Annotated in this window: 17 protein-coding genes; 11 read left to right on the forward strand and 6 right to left on the reverse strand. The window is 68.8% G+C overall.

Annotated features, from left to right (window positions below; genetic code table 11):
- The 3 genes from MSM1_RS13760 to MSM1_RS13770 are packed head-to-tail and all read left to right on the forward strand — an operon-like array spanning position 1 to position 3190.
- On the forward strand, positions 1–1011 hold the full coding sequence (locus MSM1_RS13760; protein ID WP_213443200.1) for a phosphatidylinositol mannoside acyltransferase: 1011 nt from the start codon (positions 1–3) through the stop codon (positions 1009–1011).
- Complete coding sequence (locus MSM1_RS13765; RefSeq protein ID WP_213443202.1) at positions 1011–2135, forward strand: glycosyltransferase family 4 protein; 1125 nt, start codon at positions 1011–1013, stop codon at positions 2133–2135. Before MSM1_RS13760 ends, MSM1_RS13765 begins: the two co-directional genes overlap by 1 nt.
- Positions 2135–3190, forward strand: a complete 1056-nt coding sequence (locus tag MSM1_RS13770; RefSeq protein ID WP_213443204.1) for an NUDIX domain-containing protein — start codon at positions 2135–2137, stop codon at positions 3188–3190. Before MSM1_RS13765 ends, MSM1_RS13770 begins: the two co-directional genes overlap by 1 nt.
- A gap of 31 nt (positions 3191–3221) precedes the next feature.
- On the opposite strand, the gene MSM1_RS22480 is transcribed toward MSM1_RS13770, so the two are convergent.
- From MSM1_RS22480 to MSM1_RS13785, 3 genes are all read right to left on the reverse strand, one after another.
- Positions 3222–4841, reverse strand: a complete 1620-nt coding sequence (locus MSM1_RS22480; RefSeq protein WP_282100931.1) for a PE-PPE domain-containing protein — start codon at positions 4839–4841, stop codon at positions 3222–3224.
- A gap of 16 nt (positions 4842–4857) precedes the next feature.
- Positions 4858–5991, reverse strand: coding sequence for a PPE family protein (locus MSM1_RS13780; RefSeq protein WP_213443206.1), 1134 nt, complete (start codon positions 5989–5991; stop codon positions 4858–4860).
- 98 nt (positions 5992–6089) lie between these two features.
- The gene (locus MSM1_RS13785; protein WP_213443208.1) at positions 6090–6254 is read right to left on the reverse strand and encodes a hypothetical protein; all 165 of its coding nucleotides are present in this window, start codon (positions 6252–6254) and stop codon (positions 6090–6092) included.
- Between the two features lie 23 nt (positions 6255–6277).
- Between MSM1_RS13785 and pdxS the strand changes: the two genes are divergently transcribed.
- From pdxS to ruvB, 7 genes are all read left to right on the forward strand, one after another.
- Positions 6278–7189 (forward strand): pyridoxal 5'-phosphate synthase lyase subunit PdxS, encoded by a 912-nt coding sequence (pdxS, locus tag MSM1_RS13790; protein WP_213443210.1) that lies wholly within the window; start codon positions 6278–6280, stop codon positions 7187–7189.
- Positions 7190–7198: 9 nt separating this feature from the next.
- Positions 7199–8047 (forward strand): acyl-CoA thioesterase II, encoded by an 849-nt coding sequence (tesB, locus tag MSM1_RS13795; protein WP_213443212.1) that lies wholly within the window; start codon positions 7199–7201, stop codon positions 8045–8047.
- Between the two features lie 7 nt (positions 8048–8054).
- The gene (gene pdxT / locus MSM1_RS13800) at positions 8055–8651 is read left to right on the forward strand and encodes a pyridoxal 5'-phosphate synthase glutaminase subunit PdxT (protein ID WP_213443214.1); all 597 of its coding nucleotides are present in this window, start codon (positions 8055–8057) and stop codon (positions 8649–8651) included.
- Positions 8652–8763: 112 nt separating this feature from the next.
- Positions 8764–9519, forward strand: coding sequence for a YebC/PmpR family DNA-binding transcriptional regulator (locus MSM1_RS13805; protein WP_213443217.1), 756 nt, complete (start codon positions 8764–8766; stop codon positions 9517–9519).
- A 367-nt stretch (positions 9520–9886) separates the two neighbouring features.
- On the forward strand, positions 9887–10441 hold the full coding sequence (gene ruvC, locus MSM1_RS13810; RefSeq protein WP_213443219.1) for a crossover junction endodeoxyribonuclease RuvC: 555 nt from the start codon (positions 9887–9889) through the stop codon (positions 10439–10441).
- Positions 10438–11037, forward strand: coding sequence for a Holliday junction branch migration protein RuvA (ruvA, locus tag MSM1_RS13815; RefSeq protein ID WP_213443221.1), 600 nt, complete (start codon positions 10438–10440; stop codon positions 11035–11037). The genes ruvC and ruvA overlap by 4 nt, the downstream gene beginning before the upstream one ends.
- Positions 11034–12092 (forward strand): Holliday junction branch migration DNA helicase RuvB, encoded by a 1059-nt coding sequence (gene ruvB, locus MSM1_RS13820; RefSeq protein WP_213443223.1) that lies wholly within the window; start codon positions 11034–11036, stop codon positions 12090–12092. The genes ruvA and ruvB overlap by 4 nt, the downstream gene beginning before the upstream one ends.
- 30 nt (positions 12093–12122) lie before the next feature.
- Here the strand turns inward: ruvB and gabT are convergent, their stop codons facing one another.
- From gabT to MSM1_RS22485, 3 genes are all read right to left on the reverse strand, one after another.
- Positions 12123–13463, reverse strand: a complete 1341-nt coding sequence (gene gabT / locus MSM1_RS13825) for a 4-aminobutyrate--2-oxoglutarate transaminase (RefSeq protein ID WP_213443225.1) — start codon at positions 13461–13463, stop codon at positions 12123–12125.
- Between the two features lie 113 nt (positions 13464–13576).
- Positions 13577–14260, reverse strand: coding sequence for a nitroreductase family protein (locus MSM1_RS13830; RefSeq protein WP_213443226.1), 684 nt, complete (start codon positions 14258–14260; stop codon positions 13577–13579).
- 3 nt (positions 14261–14263) lie between these two features.
- On the reverse strand, positions 14264–14392 hold the full coding sequence (locus MSM1_RS22485) for a hypothetical protein (RefSeq protein ID WP_282100932.1): 129 nt from the start codon (positions 14390–14392) through the stop codon (positions 14264–14266).
- A gap of 195 nt (positions 14393–14587) precedes the next feature.
- Between MSM1_RS22485 and yajC the strand changes: the two genes are divergently transcribed.
- A complete protein-coding gene (yajC, locus tag MSM1_RS13835; RefSeq protein ID WP_213443227.1) occupies positions 14588–14932 on the forward strand; it encodes a preprotein translocase subunit YajC in 345 nt (114 codons plus the stop codon).
- The last annotated feature ends 28 nt before the right edge of the window (positions 14933–14960 follow it).

A 14960-nucleotide genomic window follows, 5' to 3' on the forward strand; every position in this document is an offset into this window, starting at 1 on the left:
ATGCCAGTGGGCCTGAAAATTCCTGTGGACCAAGGGATTCCGTGGCGCAGCACGGTAACCGACTGGGGATATGCGACCGGCTGGATGGTGGTGCGCGCCCTGCCGGAATTCGTCGCGCGCGCCGCCTTCAACGCCGGCGCGCGCTACGCGGCCCGCAACGGTGGCCCGATCCAGCTGCGCAAGAACCTTGCCCGGGTTCTCGGCGTGGCGCCGGCGGAGGTGCCCGACACGCTGTTGCGGGCCTCGCTCGCCTCCTATGCCCGCTACTGGCGGGAGGTGTTCCGATTACCGGCGATGGACCACCGGATGCTGGCCCGACGGCTGCACGACTCGGTCGCCGGGAAAGAGCACCTAGACGCCGCGCTGGCGGCCGGCCGTGGCGCGGTGCTGGCGTTGCCGCACAGCGGCAATTGGGACATGGCCGGGGTGTGGCTGGTGCAGACCCACGGCCCCACGACCACCGTCGCCGAACGGCTCAAACCCGAGTCGCTATACCGGCGTTTCATCGCTTACCGTGAGGGCCTGGGCTTCGAGGTGCTGCCGTTGTCCGGGGGAAAGCGGCCGCCGTTCGAGCTGCTGAGTGAGCGATTGCGGGATAACCGGGTGGTATGCCTGATGGCCGAGCGTGACCTCACCCGCGCCGGGGTTCGGGTCGATTTCTTCGGCGAGCCCACCCGGATGCCGGCGGGGCCGGCGAAGCTGGCGATCGACACCGGGGCGGCGTTGCTTCCCGTGCATTGCTGGTTCGAGGACTCGCGGCACCATGAAGGCTGGGGGTTTGAGGTGTTTCCGGCGCTGGACTGCGCCAGCGGTGACGTCGGCGTCATCACGCAGGCGCTGGCCGACCGGTTCGCGAAGAACATCGCCGCTCATCCGGCCGACTGGCATATGCTGCAGCCGCAGTGGCTGGCCGATCTATCCCAGCCGCGTGACGAAGCCGGCCGCAACGGCCCGAGAAGGGATTGGGCGATCGGGCCGGATGAGGGGCGGGCCGGGTTAGGGGACACCTGATGCGCATCGGCATGGTCTGTCCGTACTCGTTCGACGTGCCGGGTGGGGTGCAGTCGCACGTGCTGCAGTTGGCCGAGGTGATGCGCGATCGCGGACACAGCGTCAGCGTGCTTGCACCCTCGTCACCGCAGGTGCGGCTCCCCGAGTACGTGGTCTCGGCGGGCAAGGCCGTCCCGATTCCCTACAACGGGTCGGTGGCCCGGCTGCAGTTCAGCCCGGCGGTGCACCGCAAGGTGAGGCGCTGGCTGGCCGATGGCGATTTCGACGTGCTGCACCTGCATGAGCCGAATGCGCCTAGCCTGTCGATGTGGGCCCTGCGGGTGGCCGAGGGCCCGATCGTGGCGACATTTCACACCTCGACGACCAAATCGCTGACGCTGTCGGTGTTCCAGGGTGTGCTGCGGCCCTGGCATGAAAAGATCGTCGGTCGTATCGCGGTGTCCGACTTGGCCCGGCGCTGGCAGATGGAGGCCCTGGGATCCGACGCGGTGGAGATACCCAACGGTGTCGACGTGGGCTTTTTCGCCTCCGCGCCCCGCCTGATGGGGTACCCGCGCCCGGGCAAGACGGTGCTGTTTTTGGGCCGCTACGACGAGCCCCGCAAAGGCATGGCCGTGCTGCTTGCCGCCCTGCCCCGGGTGGTGGAGCGTTTTGCCGATCTGGAACTGCTGATCGTCGGTCGTGGCGACCAGGACCAATTGCGCAGCCAGGCAGGAAGATTGGCGGGCCATCTGCGCTTCCTCGGGCAGGTTGACGATGCCGACAAGGCGTCGGCGATGCGCAGCGCCGACGTCTACTGCGCGCCCAACACCGGCGGGGAGAGTTTCGGCATCGTGTTGGTCGAGGCGATGGCGGCGGGAACCGCCGTGGTGGCCAGCGACCTGCACGCCTTCCGGCGGGTGCTGCGCGACGGTGCGGCGGGGCGGCTGGTAGCGGTCGACGATAGCGCGGCTTTGGCTGCCGGGCTGATCGAGGTGCTAGAAAACGACATCCTGCGGGAGCGCTACGTCCGAGCCGGGGCCGTCGCGGTTCGCCAGTACGACTGGTCGGTGGTGGCCGGCCAGATTATCCGGGTGTATGAGACCGTCGCCAGGTCGGGCAGCAAGGTGCGGGTGGCGGGCTGATGACGTGGCTGGATCTCGCCGTCTTCGGGATCGTCGTGCTGGTCGCTGTGCTGGCGGCGGTGGCCGCCTGGGGGTATCAGACGGCCAACCGGCTCGACCGGCTGCACGTGCGCTACGACCTGTCCTGGCAGGCGCTCGACGCTGCGCTGGCGCGGCGCGCCGTGGTGGCCCGCGCGATCGCGGCCGATGTCTACGGCGGCGCCGGACACACCAGCCCGCAGGGCAGACGGCTGGTGGCATTGGCCGATGCCGCCGAGCGCGCCCCCCGGAACGCTCGGGAGACGGCGGAAAACGAGCTGTCGGGAGCACTGGCGATGATCGACCCGGCGGCACTGCCGTCGGCGCTGGTCGCCGAGCTGGCCGACGCCGAAGCGCGGGTACTGCTGGCCCGCCGATTCCACAACGACGCCGTCCGCGACACGCTGGCACTGCGCGAACGGCCCCTGGTTCGCCTATTGCGGCTGGGCGGAACCGCCCCGCTGCCAACCTATTTCGAGATTGCGGAACGGTCTTACGTGCTGGCGCCCTGGGATCACGGCGCATCCAACCAGCGCACTTCGGCGCGGGTGGTGTTGCTCGACGAGACGGGCGCGGTGCTGTTGCTGTGCGGCTCGGATCCGGCGATCACCCAGGGCGCCGCGCCGAGGTGGTGGTTCACCGTCGGCGGGCAGGTGCGGCCCGGTGAGCGGCTGGCCCAAGCCGCTGCGCGGGAGTTGGCCGAAGAGACCGGTTTGCGGGTCGAGCCCGCCGAGATGATCGGACCGATCTGGCGACGCGACGCGGTCTTCGAGTTCAACGGTTCGGTGCTTGACAGCCGGGAGTTCTTCTTCGTGTATCGCACCCGGCGGTTCGAGCCGTCCCCGACGGGCCGCACCGACCTGGAGCGCCGCTATATCCACTGCTCACGCTGGTGCCACGCCACCGACATCGCCGAGCTGGTCGCCGCCGGGGAGACCGTCTATCCGCTTCAGCTCTCCGAACTGCTGGCCGAGGCGAACGCGCTGGCCGATCGTGAGGGAGCCGGCCGGTCGCGGCCGTTGCAGTCCATCCGCTGATGCCGCTGCGTCGAAGCACGGGCAAGGGCCGCTAGAGCACACCCGGCTGTAGGGAGTGCGGAAGTTCGGCTGACGGCGACAGCCCCACGGCCAGCGGCTCCGGAATTGCCGCCGCGGCGCCACCGCCGAGATTACCAAGATTACCGGCGGTGTCGAACAGGCCGAAGTGCGGGAACAACTGGGCCGGGGTGGGAACATAGGCCGGTCCGGTGCCGTAGCCCAAGTCGATGATCGCCCGGACGAAGGGTTGGATCAGGTCGATGATCGGCGAGGGCACCCCGAGCTGACGCAGGAGTTGCAGCAGCGGCGGGTTCTGGGTGGGAATCAGGTAGTAGGTGGTCGCGCCGAAGTGCTCCTGGATGGCGGTGGCGAGCTGTGAAGCGGTGAGACTCGGATACGTGCCGTGCAGATAGAAGTAGCCCAAAAAGGCGTTGAGGTCGGCCGGAAGATCCAGCGGGTACTGCGGGAAGTCGGCGATGGGGTCATATTGGATCGAGTAAATTGTTGTCGGGTAAGGTGTATTCGGCGGGGTCGCGCCGTTGAAATGCACATTGAGGACCGGTATGTAAAGGCCGTGGAAGCGCTCCAGAATTCCGCCGTTGGGATTGTTCGGATCGCCCAATAACACGAATCTCAGCATGCTTGTGCTCGGCCGCAGGTTGGCGGGCAGGGCGTCGAGATGACGGATTTCAATGGTGGCTATCGTGGCGCTCTGGGAATAGCCCAACACGATGACGTGGTGGCCTTCGCCAATTTGCGTCATGATGGCGTTGTTGAGCAGCTGCACGCCCTGGCGGACCGACTGACCGAAGGTTTCGCTGGTAAGACCGGTAACCGGCCAGAACTGCTCGGGCGTGTACAGGCCCTCCGGTGTGTAGCCGGGGTAATAGGGCTCGATGTATCGCACGTAGACGGCGTTCACATAGCTGGGGCTCGGTTGTGGATTGCCGGTGCCGCCCATGATCAACGCGACGTCGTTTGGCGACGTCGCGGTTCCCGTCGCGGTTTCCGGCGAAGCAGTCGAGGGAGAAACCGCGGTGTGGGCATTCGCGGGGCCTGCCGGGCTGGCGTTTCCGGTGGCCGAATTGACGCTGCGCACCTGGCTTGTGACGGTGGCCGGGTCAGCCGGTTGGGTGCCCGGTTGGCTGCCAGGAGCACCGCTGTCAACGGGTCGGACGGCGGTGTTTGCCGCCCCGGACGTCCCGGGATTGTGACCACCGAGGTGGGCGCGGGTAACGATGTGATTGGTGACGGTGCCGCTGCCGAAATTCGCGGTAGTGATACTTCCACTTCCCGGGTGACCCAGTGACCCAGGCGCAGTGACGCCGTGCTGCAGCGGGAGCGATGACGCCAGCCGGGTCGTGGCCGCGTTAGCGGCCTCGGTTTCGGCGTATGAGTCCCCTGCCGCGGCCAAGGTTTGCGCAAACTGGTGATGAAATGCCGCTGCCCGGGCGCTGAGCTCCTGATAGCGCTGGGCGTAGGCGGCAAACAGCGCCGCGGTGCGCGCCGACACCGGGTCGGCGGCCGGGGGCAGCACCCCGGTTGTCGGTGCCGCCGCGGCTGCGTTCGCGGCAGCGACCGCCGCGCCGATCCCCTGCGCATCACCGGCGGCCGCCGTCAGTAGCTCCGGGGTGCTGACAACGAACGACATCGCCCACTCCGCCCGACTAGCCGACTACCCCACGCGGTGCCACCCCCGGACTCGGCCGGGGTGCCGCGGCCGCTGGGGCAGCACCGCGTCCGGCCATGCCGGCCGGGGGCTTGAACGGCATTCTCGGCATGCCGACGGCACCCTGGCTCACCCCGGCGCCCGGCACCCCGGCGGTCAGGGGAGCCGGCATCGTCGCGGGCGCGGGGGCGGCCCAACTCGGTGGCACCGAAAGCGCCCCGACAGCCCCGGCCCGGCCCACACCCGCCGACACCGCGGCAGCGCTCAGCAGCCGCGCCGGGCTCGCCGCGCTCCAACTCGGACCGGTCTCGGAGGCCAGCGCCGCACCGATCGCCGGGACACCGGCGCCAGCACCGCTCATCAGCGGGTTGGAGCCGCTCATCAGTGGGCTCATGAGCATGCTCATCGGGGACATCGCAAACTCGGCGGGGGTCGAGAGCAGGCTCAGCGAGGACAGCCCCGGCGCCGGCGGCGAAAACAGCTCCAGTGGCTCGAGCGGGCCGGGTCGCGGCTGCGACGCCGTTGACAGGACGGATTGCGCTTGGGTCGATGCCGCCGCGGCGGCGTGGGCGTGGCCCGCACTCCGGGTCACCGCGCCGGCCGGACCGCCGGGCGGGTCGACAAACGGTGTCAAGTGCGAGGCCACCGCCAACGTGCTGGCGTTATAGCCCGACATCGCGGCGGCGTCCTGGGCCCACATCTGCAGGTACTGGGCCTCGGTGGCCATGATGGCCGGGGTGTTCTGGCCGAAAAAGTTCGTGGCGGTCAGCGCCAGCAACAGAGCACGGTTCGCCGCGATCACCGCCGGGGGCACCGTCATCGCGAACGCCGCCTCGTAGGCGGCCGCCGCGGCCATGGCCTGCGTCGACACCTGCTCGGCCTGCAGCGCGGTCGCCGTTAACCACGTCACGTAGGGGCTGGCCGAGGTCGCCATCGCGACCGCCGCGGGACCCAGCCACGGACCGCTGGTCAGTCCGGAGACCAGCGTCGCAAACGAGGATGCCGCCCACCCCAGCTCGGCGGCCAACTCTTGCCATGCGGCCGCGGCGGCCAGCAGTGGCCCCGCGCCCGGACCGCTGTACATCAGGCCGGAGTTGATCTCCGGCGGCAACAACCCGAAATCCGGCAACATCCGATCCCTCCTCAACCGGGTAGGGTCCGCCGCCTGCTAGGCCCAGAACTCGGTGCCGCCCAACGGCGTACCGGCACCCGGGGTTTGCCACAGGTTGATCAGATTTCTAGCACCACACCGACCGGGTTTTCACCGGAATCGGCAAAGACCGCGCGCTCCGGGCCGGGTCGGCCCCGCTCGGTGCGGGTGCCGGGCGCGTCCGGTGCCGCCGCGTGGGAACGGGCCGGAAAACTCCTTTGCCGCTCGCCACTAAACTTGATCACGACCAATTGAAGGAGAGCCAGCTGTGGACACCGCCGCTTCAGCAACCGGCGCCGGGCAAATAGGAACCGCGCGGGTCAAGCGCGGCATGGCCGAAATGCTCAAAGGCGGCGTGATCATGGACGTTGTCACCCCCGAGCAGGCCCGCATCGCCGAGGGTGCCGGTGCTGTGGCGGTGATGGCGCTGGAACGGGTGCCCGCCGATATCCGCGCCCAGGGGGGCGTCGCCCGGATGAGCGACCCGGACCTGATCGAAGGCATCATCAACGCCGTCACCATCCCGGTGATGGCCAAGGTGCGCATCGGCCACTTTGTCGAGGCCCAGATTCTGCAAGCCCTGGGCGTGGACTACGTCGACGAATCCGAGGTGCTGACTCCCGCCGACTACACCCATCACATCGACAAGTGGAAGTTCACGGTGCCGTTCGTGTGCGGCGCGACCAACCTCGGTGAGGCGCTGCGCCGGATCAGCGAGGGCGCTGCGATGATCCGCTCCAAGGGTGAGGCCGGCACCGGCGACATCTCCAACGCGACCAGGCACATGCGGGCCATCAGCGGTGAAATCCGCCGCCTGACCTCGCTCTCCGAAGACGAGTTGTACACGGCTGCTAAAGAATTGCAGGCCCCCCACGAGCTCGTCGTGGAAGTTGCCCGGGCCGGGAAGCTGCCGGTCACGCTGTTCTGTGCGGGCGGTATCGCCACTCCCGCCGACGCGGCGATGATGATGCAACTGGGCGCCGAGGGCGTCTTCGTGGGCTCCGGAATCTTCAAGTCCAGCGATCCGGCGTCCCGGGCCGCCGCCATCGTCAAGGCCACCACCTTCTATGACGACCCGGAGGTGCTGGCGAAGGTGTCGCGCGGGCTGGGCGAGCCCATGGCGGGCACCAATGTGGCGGAGATCGACACGGCCCAGCGGCTCGCCGAGCGTGGCTGGTAGACACACTGCATGGCGATCGAGGAGATTCTTGATCTCGAGCAATTCGAGGTCAACATCTACCGCGGGCGCGTGTTCAGCCCGGAGTCGGACAATTGGCAGCGCACCTTCGGCGGGCACGTCGCCGGCCAGGCGCTGGTCTCCGCGGCGCGCACCGTAGATCCTCGCTATCACGTCCACTCGCTGCACGGTTACTTCTTGCGTCCCGGAGATGCCAAGGCGCCCACGGTTTTTCTCGTCGAACGCATCCGCGATGGCGCATCGTTTTGCACCAGGCGGGTCAACGCGATCCAGCACGGGGAGAGCATTTTCTCCATGTCGGCGTCGTTCCAGACCGAACAGCGCGGCATCGAGCATCAGGATGCGATGCCCGCGGCGCCGCCACCGGATGACCTGCCCGGACTGAGTTCAATGAAGGTGTTCGACAACGCGGGGTTCCGCCGCCAGTTCGATGAGTGGGACGTCCGAATCGTGCCGCAAGAGCGCCTGCAGCGGGTGCCCGGCAAGGCCTCTCGGCAACAGGTGTGGTTTCGGCATCGCGATCGCTTGCCCGACGACCCGGTGCTGCACATCTGCGCCCTGGCCTATATGAGCGACCTGACGCTGCTGGGATCTGCGCAGGTCAACCACCTTGAGGAGCGCCGGCGCCTGCAGGTGGCGTCGCTGGATCACGCGATGTGGTTCATGCGCTCCTTCCGGGCCGACGAATGGCTGCTCTACGACCAGTCCTCGCCGTCGGCCTGCGGTGGCCGCGCACTCACCCAGGGCACGATCTTCAACCCCCACGGTGAGCTGGTCGCCGCGGTGATGCAGGAGGGCCTGACCCGCTACCCACGAGATGTCCGGCCCCCGAAGCGGTGAGCGCACCATGAGCGCACCGCGGATCGGGGTCCTGGCGCTGCAGGGCGACACCCGCGAGCACCTGGCGGCCCTCGGGGAAGCCGGTGCGGAGCCGCTGCCGGTGCGCCGTCGCGGCGACCTGGACAGCGTGGACGCACTGGTGATTCCCGGCGGGGAGTCGACGACGATGAGCCATCTGCTGCGCGAGTTCGGCCTGCTGGAGCCGTTGCGGGCCCGGCTGGCCGGCGGGTTACCCGCGTATGGGGTGTGCGCCGGAATGATCCTGCTGGCCAGTGAAATCCTCGACGCGGGCGCGGCCGGCCGGGAGGCGGTGCCGCTGCATGCCATCGATATGACCGTGCGGCGCAACGCTTTTGGGCGGCAGGTTGACTCGTTTGAAGGTGACATCGCGTTCGCGGGCCTAACGGCTCCGGTGCGGGCGGTGTTCATCCGCGCACCGTGGGTGGAGCGCGCCGGTCCGGATGTGCGGGTGCTGGCCCGTGCGGGTGGTCACATCGTCGCGGTGCGCCAGGGCCCGATGCTGGCGACGGCCTTTCACCCGGAGATGACCGGCGACCGGCGCATTCACCGGTTGTTCGTCGACATCGTCAACGGCAAGGCGTAGCGGCACCAACCTGGGTGGGTTGTGTTCGGCTCACGGCCAAACGACCGCTGCCGTGCTCCCACGTAGACTCGTCTGGCCAAGGACAAGCAGCGGGATTTGAGATAGGACGGCGATGAGCGGCCATTCCAAGTGGGCCACCACCAAGCACAAGAAGGCCGTCATCGACGCTCGCCGCGGCAAGATGTTCGCCCGGCTGATCAAGAACATCGAGGTCGCGGCCCGTGTCGGTGGCGGTGACCCGGCGGGGAACCCCACGCTGTATGACGCCATCCAGAAGGCCAAGAAGAACTCGGTGCCCAACGAGAACATCGAGCGGGCCCGGCGGCGGGGGGCCGGCGAAGAGGCCGGCGGTGCTGACTATCAGACCATCATCTATGAGGGCTACGCCCCCAACGGTGTCGCGGTGTTAATCGAGTGCCTGACCGACAACCGCAACCGGGCCGCCAGCGAGGTGCGGGTGGCGATGACCCGCAATGGCGGCACCATGGCCGATCCCGGGTCGGTGTCTTACCTGTTCGCCCGCAAGGGCGTGGTCGTCTTGGACAAGAACGGCCTGACCGAGGACGACGTGCTGGCGGCGGTGCTGGACGCCGGCGCCGAGGACGTCAACGACCTGGGTGACAGCTTCGAGATCGTCTCCGAGCCGGGTGATCTGCTCGCCGTGCGGACCGCGCTGCAGAACGCCGGCATCGATTACGAGTCCGCCGAGGCGAGCTTTCAGCCGTCGGTCAGCGTGCCCGTCGATCTGGAGGGCGCCCGCAAGGTGTTCAAACTCGTCGAGGCGCTCGAGGACAGCGACGAGGTGCAAAACGTGTGGACCAATGTCGAGGTGTCCGACGAGGTGCTAGCCGCGCTGGAGGACGACTGAGCGACACTTCGCCGGAACGCCCGAAAACGCCCGGCTGGGAAATCGCCTCTCTGGGACCCACCCACCAGCTCGGTGTCGGCGTTTCGTCATGCCCGGGAACGGCTGGCAGCCGATCTCGCGGTCGATGTTGTGGCCAGCGCAGTTCTCAGCGCGCCAGCTCAACCGCTACCCGCAACCGCTGGTATGTGTTGAGCGCGCGCGGCTCGCGCGCCAACAGCGTTGCTGCGGCGGCTTTCGCCGTCAACCCGACCAGGGCGGCCGCAATGGAGCCCGAATGGAGTCTGCGGGCACGGGCGTGTCCTGCCGGCCGGCGTCGGTCCCGCCCACTAGGGTATCGAACAATAGTTCGTCATTCAGGGAGGCTGACATGCGTGTGATGGGAGTCGACCCCGGGCTGACGCGCTGTGGCCTGTCCGTGGTGGAGACCGGTCGGGGCAGACAGGTCACTGCCCTAGACGTCGACGTCGTGCGCACACCCGCCGACCAACCGCTGCCCCGGCGGCTGATGACCCTCAGCGATGCCGTCGAGCACTGGCTGGACACCCACCACCCCGACGTGATCGCTATCGAGCGGGTGTTTTCCCAGCTGAACGTGTCCACGGTGATGGGTACCGCCCAGGCCGGTGGTGTGATCGCGTTGGCGGCAGCCAAACGCGACATCGACGTGCGTTTCCACACCCCCAGCGAGGTGAAAGCAGCGGTCACCGGCAATGGCGGGGCCGACAAAGCGCAGGTCACCGAGATGGTCACTAGAATCCTTGCGCTGCAAGCCAAACCGACACCGCCCGATGCCGCCGACGCACTGGCTTTAGCGATCTGCCACTGCTGGCGCGCCCCGATGCTCGCCCGGACGGCCGCGGCCGAAGCCAAGGCAGCCGAGCGGCGCAAGAAGTTCGCCGCGAAAGTCAGGGCCGCCCGATGATCGCCTCGGTTCGCGGGGAGGTGCTCGACGTCGCGCTGGACCATGTCGTCATCGAAGCCGCCGGCGTGGGCTACACGATCATGGCCACGCCGGCCACGCTGGCGACGCTGCGGCGAGGCGGCGAGGCCCGGCTCATCACCGCGATGATCGTCCGCGACGATTCGATGACGCTGTATGGCTTCACCGACACCGACACCCGCGATTTGTTTCTGACCTTGTTGGGGGTCTCCGGTGTCGGACCCAAGATCGCGCTGGCCACGCTGGCGGTGTACGACGCGGCGGCGCTGCGGCAGGTGCTCGCCGACGGCGATGTGACCGCGCTGACCCGGGTGCCCGGTATCGGCAGACGGGGTGCCGAGCGGATGGTCTTGGAGCTACGCGACAAGGTGGGGCCCGCGACCCCGGGAACGGCGACGGTCAACGGTCACGCGGTGCGCGCACCCGTCGTGGATGCTCTTGTGGGACTTGGTTTTGCGGTCAGGCAGGCGGAGGAGGCAACCGATAAGGTGCTGGCCGGTTTCACCGGGCGCGCCGACGGGGTCAGCACGTCAAGCGCGCTGCGGGCCGCGCTGTCGCTGTTGGGGAAGGCGAAGTGAGCCGCTTAGGGGAGCAGGAGACCGCCGAGCGGGAGGTCTCGGCCGCGTTGCGGGTTGGGGAAGCCGATGCGGACGCCGGCCTGAGGCCGCGCTCGCTGCGGGAGTTCATCGGCCAGTCGCGGGTGCGTGAGCAGCTGCAGCTGGTCATCGAGGGCGCCAAGAACCGCGGCAGCGCGCCGGATCACATTCTGCTTTCCGGGCCCCCCGGGCTGGGCAAGACGTCGCTGGCGATGATCATCGCCGCCGAACTCGGGTCCTCGCTGCGGGTGACCTCGGGGCCCGCGCTCGAGCGCGCGGGTGACCTCGCGGCCATGCTGTCCAACCTCGTCGAACACGACGTGCTGTTCATCGACGAAATCCATCGCATTGCGCGGCCGGCCGAGGAGATGCTGTATTTGGCGATGGAGGATTTCCGGGTCGATGTCGTCGTGGGCAAGGGCCCCGGTGCGACGTCGATTCCGTTGGAGGTCGCGCCGTTCACCCTGGTCGGCGCCACCACCCGCTCCGGCGCGCTGACCGGCCCGCTGCGGGACCGGTTCGGCTTCACCGCGCATCTGGATTTCTACGAGCCCGCCGAACTGGAGCGGGTGCTGGCCCGCTCGGCGGGAATCCTGGGCATCGAGCTGGGCGCCGAGGCCGCGCAGGAGATCGCGCGACGCTCGCGGGGGACCCCACGGATCGCCAACCGGCTGCTGCGCCGGGTGCGTGACTTCGCGGAGGTGCGGGCCGACGGCGTCATCACCCGCGACGTCGCCAAGTCCGCCTTGGAGGTCTACGACGTTGACGAACTCGGGCTGGACCGGCTGGACCGCGCCGTGCTCTCGGCGCTGACCCGCAGCTTCGGTGGCGGGCCGGTCGGGGTGTCGACGCTGGCGGTCGCGGTGGGCGAGGAGGCCACCACCGTGGAGGAGGTATGCGAGCCGTTTTTGGTGCGCGCCGGCATGATTGCGCGCACCCCGCGGGGCCGGGTGGCGACCCCGCAGGCCTGGACCCACCTGGGCATGGTGCCCCCGGCCGGGGTCAGCGGCCTGGGACAGCCCGGCCTGTTCGACTAGCCACCAAAGATCGCTCGCTTGCAACGGCAATTACCGGTCGGCCAGGATCGAGGCCAGCACGTCAAGACCCTCGTTAAGCAGTTCGTCGCTGATGCTCAGCGGCGGCAGGAACCGCAGCACATTGCGGAACGTGCCCGCCGTCAACACGATGACCCCGGCGGCGCGGGCGGCGCCGGCCAGCTTCGCGGTGAGCTCGGCGTCCGGGTCGGCGGCAGCGGGCCGCACCAGCTCGACGGCGATCATCGCCCCACGGCCGCGGATGTCGCCGATTCGGTCGTCGGCCGCCTGCAGCCGGCCCAGGCGGTCCTTCATCAGCTTTTCGATCTGCCGGGCCCGCTCGATCAAGCCGTCACGTTCGATGGTCTCGATAGTCGCCAGCGCGGCCGCGCACGCGATCGGGTTGCCGCCGAACGTGCCACCGAGGCCGCCGACATGCACGGCATCGATGACCTCGGCGCGCCCCGTCACCGCCGAGAGCGGCAGCCCGTCGGCGATTCCTTTGGCCGTGCAGATCAGGTCGGGCTCGATGCCCTCGTGTTCGCAGGCGAACATGGCGCCGGTGCGGGCGAAACCGGTCTGCACCTCGTCGGCGATGAACACCACGTCGTTGTCGGCGCACCAGGTCCGCAGCGCGGGCAGAAACCCGTCGGCGGGGACGATAAACCCGCCTTCTCCCTGGATCGGTTCGATGATAAGGGCCGCCAGGTTGGCGGCACCGACCTGCTTGTCGATGACCTCCAGCGCGCGCTCGGCCGCTAGCCGTCCGTCGGTGGCGAGCCGCTTGTCGACCAGCGCGTCCCGATACGGGTAGGACAGCGGCGCCCGGTAGATCTCCGGCGCAAACGGGCCGAAGCCGCTTTTGTAGGGCATCGACTGGGCGGTCAACGCCATCGTCAGGTTGGTGCGGCCATGGTAGGCGTGGCCGAACGCGACCACGGCGGTCCTGCGGGTGTACGACCGGGCGATCTTGATGGCGTTCTCCACCGCCTCGGCACCGGAGTTGAACAGCACCGAGCGCTTGTCGTCGCCGCCGGGAGTGATGCGGTTAAGCTGCTCGGCGACCGCAACATAGCCCTCGTACGGCGTCACCATAAAGCAGGTGTGGGTGAAACGCGCCACCTGGGCGCGCACCGCGTCGACGACCCGCGGCGCCGCGTTGCCGATCGTGGTTACCGCAATGCCTGAGCCCAGGTCGATGAGCCGGTTGCCGTCCACGTCCTCGACGATGCCGCCTTCGGCGCGCGCGGCGTACACCGGCATGGCGCTGCCCACACCGCGGGCCACCGCCGCCGCCCGCCGTTTGGCCAGCTCCAGCGATGCCGGACCGGGAATGTCGGTGACGAGGCGTCGGCGCTGTTCGAGAGCGGGCACGGGGATCACCTTACGGGCGTCGAGCGCGCGCCGGCGACATTGAACGCCCTGGACTGCGGTACCGGCGCTACTGGATGCGCACCGGTGTCACGGCCGGCACGCTCGCGCCGACACTACGACCCGCCGAACACCGGCCCGTTGACCGAATCGACCCGGGCAAACGAGCTGACGGGGGCGCGGCTGAGCCGGCGCGGCTGGTGCACCGGGTATCCCAGGGTGATCACCGCGGCCAGAGCCAGCGGGTCAGCCGCTCCTAGGAGCGCTTTCACCCGCGGCTCGTCGCGGATCAGGATGGTGGTGATGACACCGCCTAGCCCTTCGCCGCGGGCCGCCAGCAAGATGCTCCAGGCGAACGGATAGATCGAGGCGCCACCCGCGAACGAATACCGCGAGGCATCCCGGTCCGTGGCCGCCAGCAGCGAGAGGTCCACAAACAGCGCCAGCAGGGCCGGGGCGTCGCCGAACCGCTCGGCGAAGCCCGGGCCGGCCGGCGTGTCGCCGGCGGGGGCCGCCGCCAGCGCGCGCGCCTCGGCGTCACGGTCGTTGGTTGGCGCCCAGGGGCGCAGGCCGGCGGCGGTCATGGCCAGGTATTGACGCCAACCCCGCACGTACATGTCGCGCAGTTGGCGACGCGTCGCGGGATCTTTGACGACCACGACCCGCCAGGCCTGCGCGTTGCCGCCGCTGGGCGCAAACCGCGCGGTGTCAAGCACGCGGGCCAGCACGGTGTCGTCGACGGGCTGGTCACGAAATTCGCGGACCGCGCCGGTCGTACGCAGGGCCTCGGTGAGTTCCATCGGCTATCGGCGCGCCAGCACGCCGACGCCGGGACGCACCAGAGCGGCCATCTCCTGGCGCCGCCGGCGCCGGTGAGCACCCGGCGGCATCGCGGTTCCCGGCGAGAGCGGATCCACACTACTGCGCAGCACAACGCAGTTGTCCCACGCTTGCGCCGGCGGGTCAAGCCCCGGGCGGTACCGGTTGTCCTCGGGGGCGGCGATGGCAGACTGTCAGCTACGGGGCTCCTGACCGGTACCGCTCCGGCGCCGGGAAAAGACCTGCCGGGGGACGACCCGCCGGGAAAAGACCCACGGGAAAGACCGATAGGAAAGATCGCTGCCGCCATGGACCCAGTCGTCTTTTTGTTGCTGCTGCTTATCGTGATCGCGTCCATCTTTTATGCGTCGCGGCGGCAAAAACGGGCCATGCAGGCCACCATCAACCTGCAGGCATCACTGGATGTCGGCGACCGGGTGCTCACCACCTCCGGATTGCACGGGGTTATCACCGGAGTCAGCGATGACACGGTAGACCTGGAAATCGCGCCGGGTGTGGTGACCACCTGGATGAAGCTGGCCATCAAGGAGCGTATCGAGCCGGAAACCGCCGAAACCGCTGCGAATGAGGCCACCGGCGTCGACGTCGCCGACGGCGACACCGGGACCGCCGAGGTTGAACCGGAGACTTAAGCCAGGCGTGAGCCTTGCCCGCGGGCAC

Source organism: Mycobacterium sp. SM1 (assembly GCF_018361265.1).
In the GTDB taxonomy this organism is placed as follows: Bacteria; Actinomycetota; Actinomycetes; order Mycobacteriales; family Mycobacteriaceae; genus Mycobacterium.

Bases quoted from the DNA above. Each gene is read 5' to 3' on its own strand.
- MSM1_RS13760 (WP_213443200.1), top strand. From the start codon at position 1: ATGCCAGTGGGCCTGAAAATTCCTGTGGACCAAGGGATTCCGTGGCGC.
- MSM1_RS13765 (WP_213443202.1), top strand. From the start codon at position 1,011: ATGCGCATCGGCATGGTCTGTCCGTACTCGTTCGACGTGCCGGGTGGG.
- MSM1_RS13770 (WP_213443204.1), top strand. From the start codon at position 2,135: ATGACGTGGCTGGATCTCGCCGTCTTCGGGATCGTCGTGCTGGTCGCT.
- MSM1_RS22480 (WP_282100931.1), bottom strand. From the start codon at position 4,841: ATGTCGTTCGTTGTCAGCACCCCGGAGCTACTGACGGCGGCCGCCGGT.
- MSM1_RS13780 (WP_213443206.1), bottom strand. From the start codon at position 5,991: ATGTTGCCGGATTTCGGGTTGTTGCCGCCGGAGATCAACTCCGGCCTG.
- tesB (WP_213443212.1), top strand. From the start codon at position 7,199: ATGGCGATCGAGGAGATTCTTGATCTCGAGCAATTCGAGGTCAACATC.
- pdxT (WP_213443214.1), top strand. From the start codon at position 8,055: ATGAGCGCACCGCGGATCGGGGTCCTGGCGCTGCAGGGCGACACCCGC.
- MSM1_RS13805 (WP_213443217.1), top strand. From the start codon at position 8,764: ATGAGCGGCCATTCCAAGTGGGCCACCACCAAGCACAAGAAGGCCGTC.
- ruvC (WP_213443219.1), top strand. From the start codon at position 9,887: ATGCGTGTGATGGGAGTCGACCCCGGGCTGACGCGCTGTGGCCTGTCC.
- ruvA (WP_213443221.1), top strand. From the start codon at position 10,438: ATGATCGCCTCGGTTCGCGGGGAGGTGCTCGACGTCGCGCTGGACCAT.
- MSM1_RS13830 (WP_213443226.1), bottom strand. From the start codon at position 14,260: ATGGAACTCACCGAGGCCCTGCGTACGACCGGCGCGGTCCGCGAATTT.
- yajC (WP_213443227.1), top strand. From the start codon at position 14,588: ATGGACCCAGTCGTCTTTTTGTTGCTGCTGCTTATCGTGATCGCGTCC.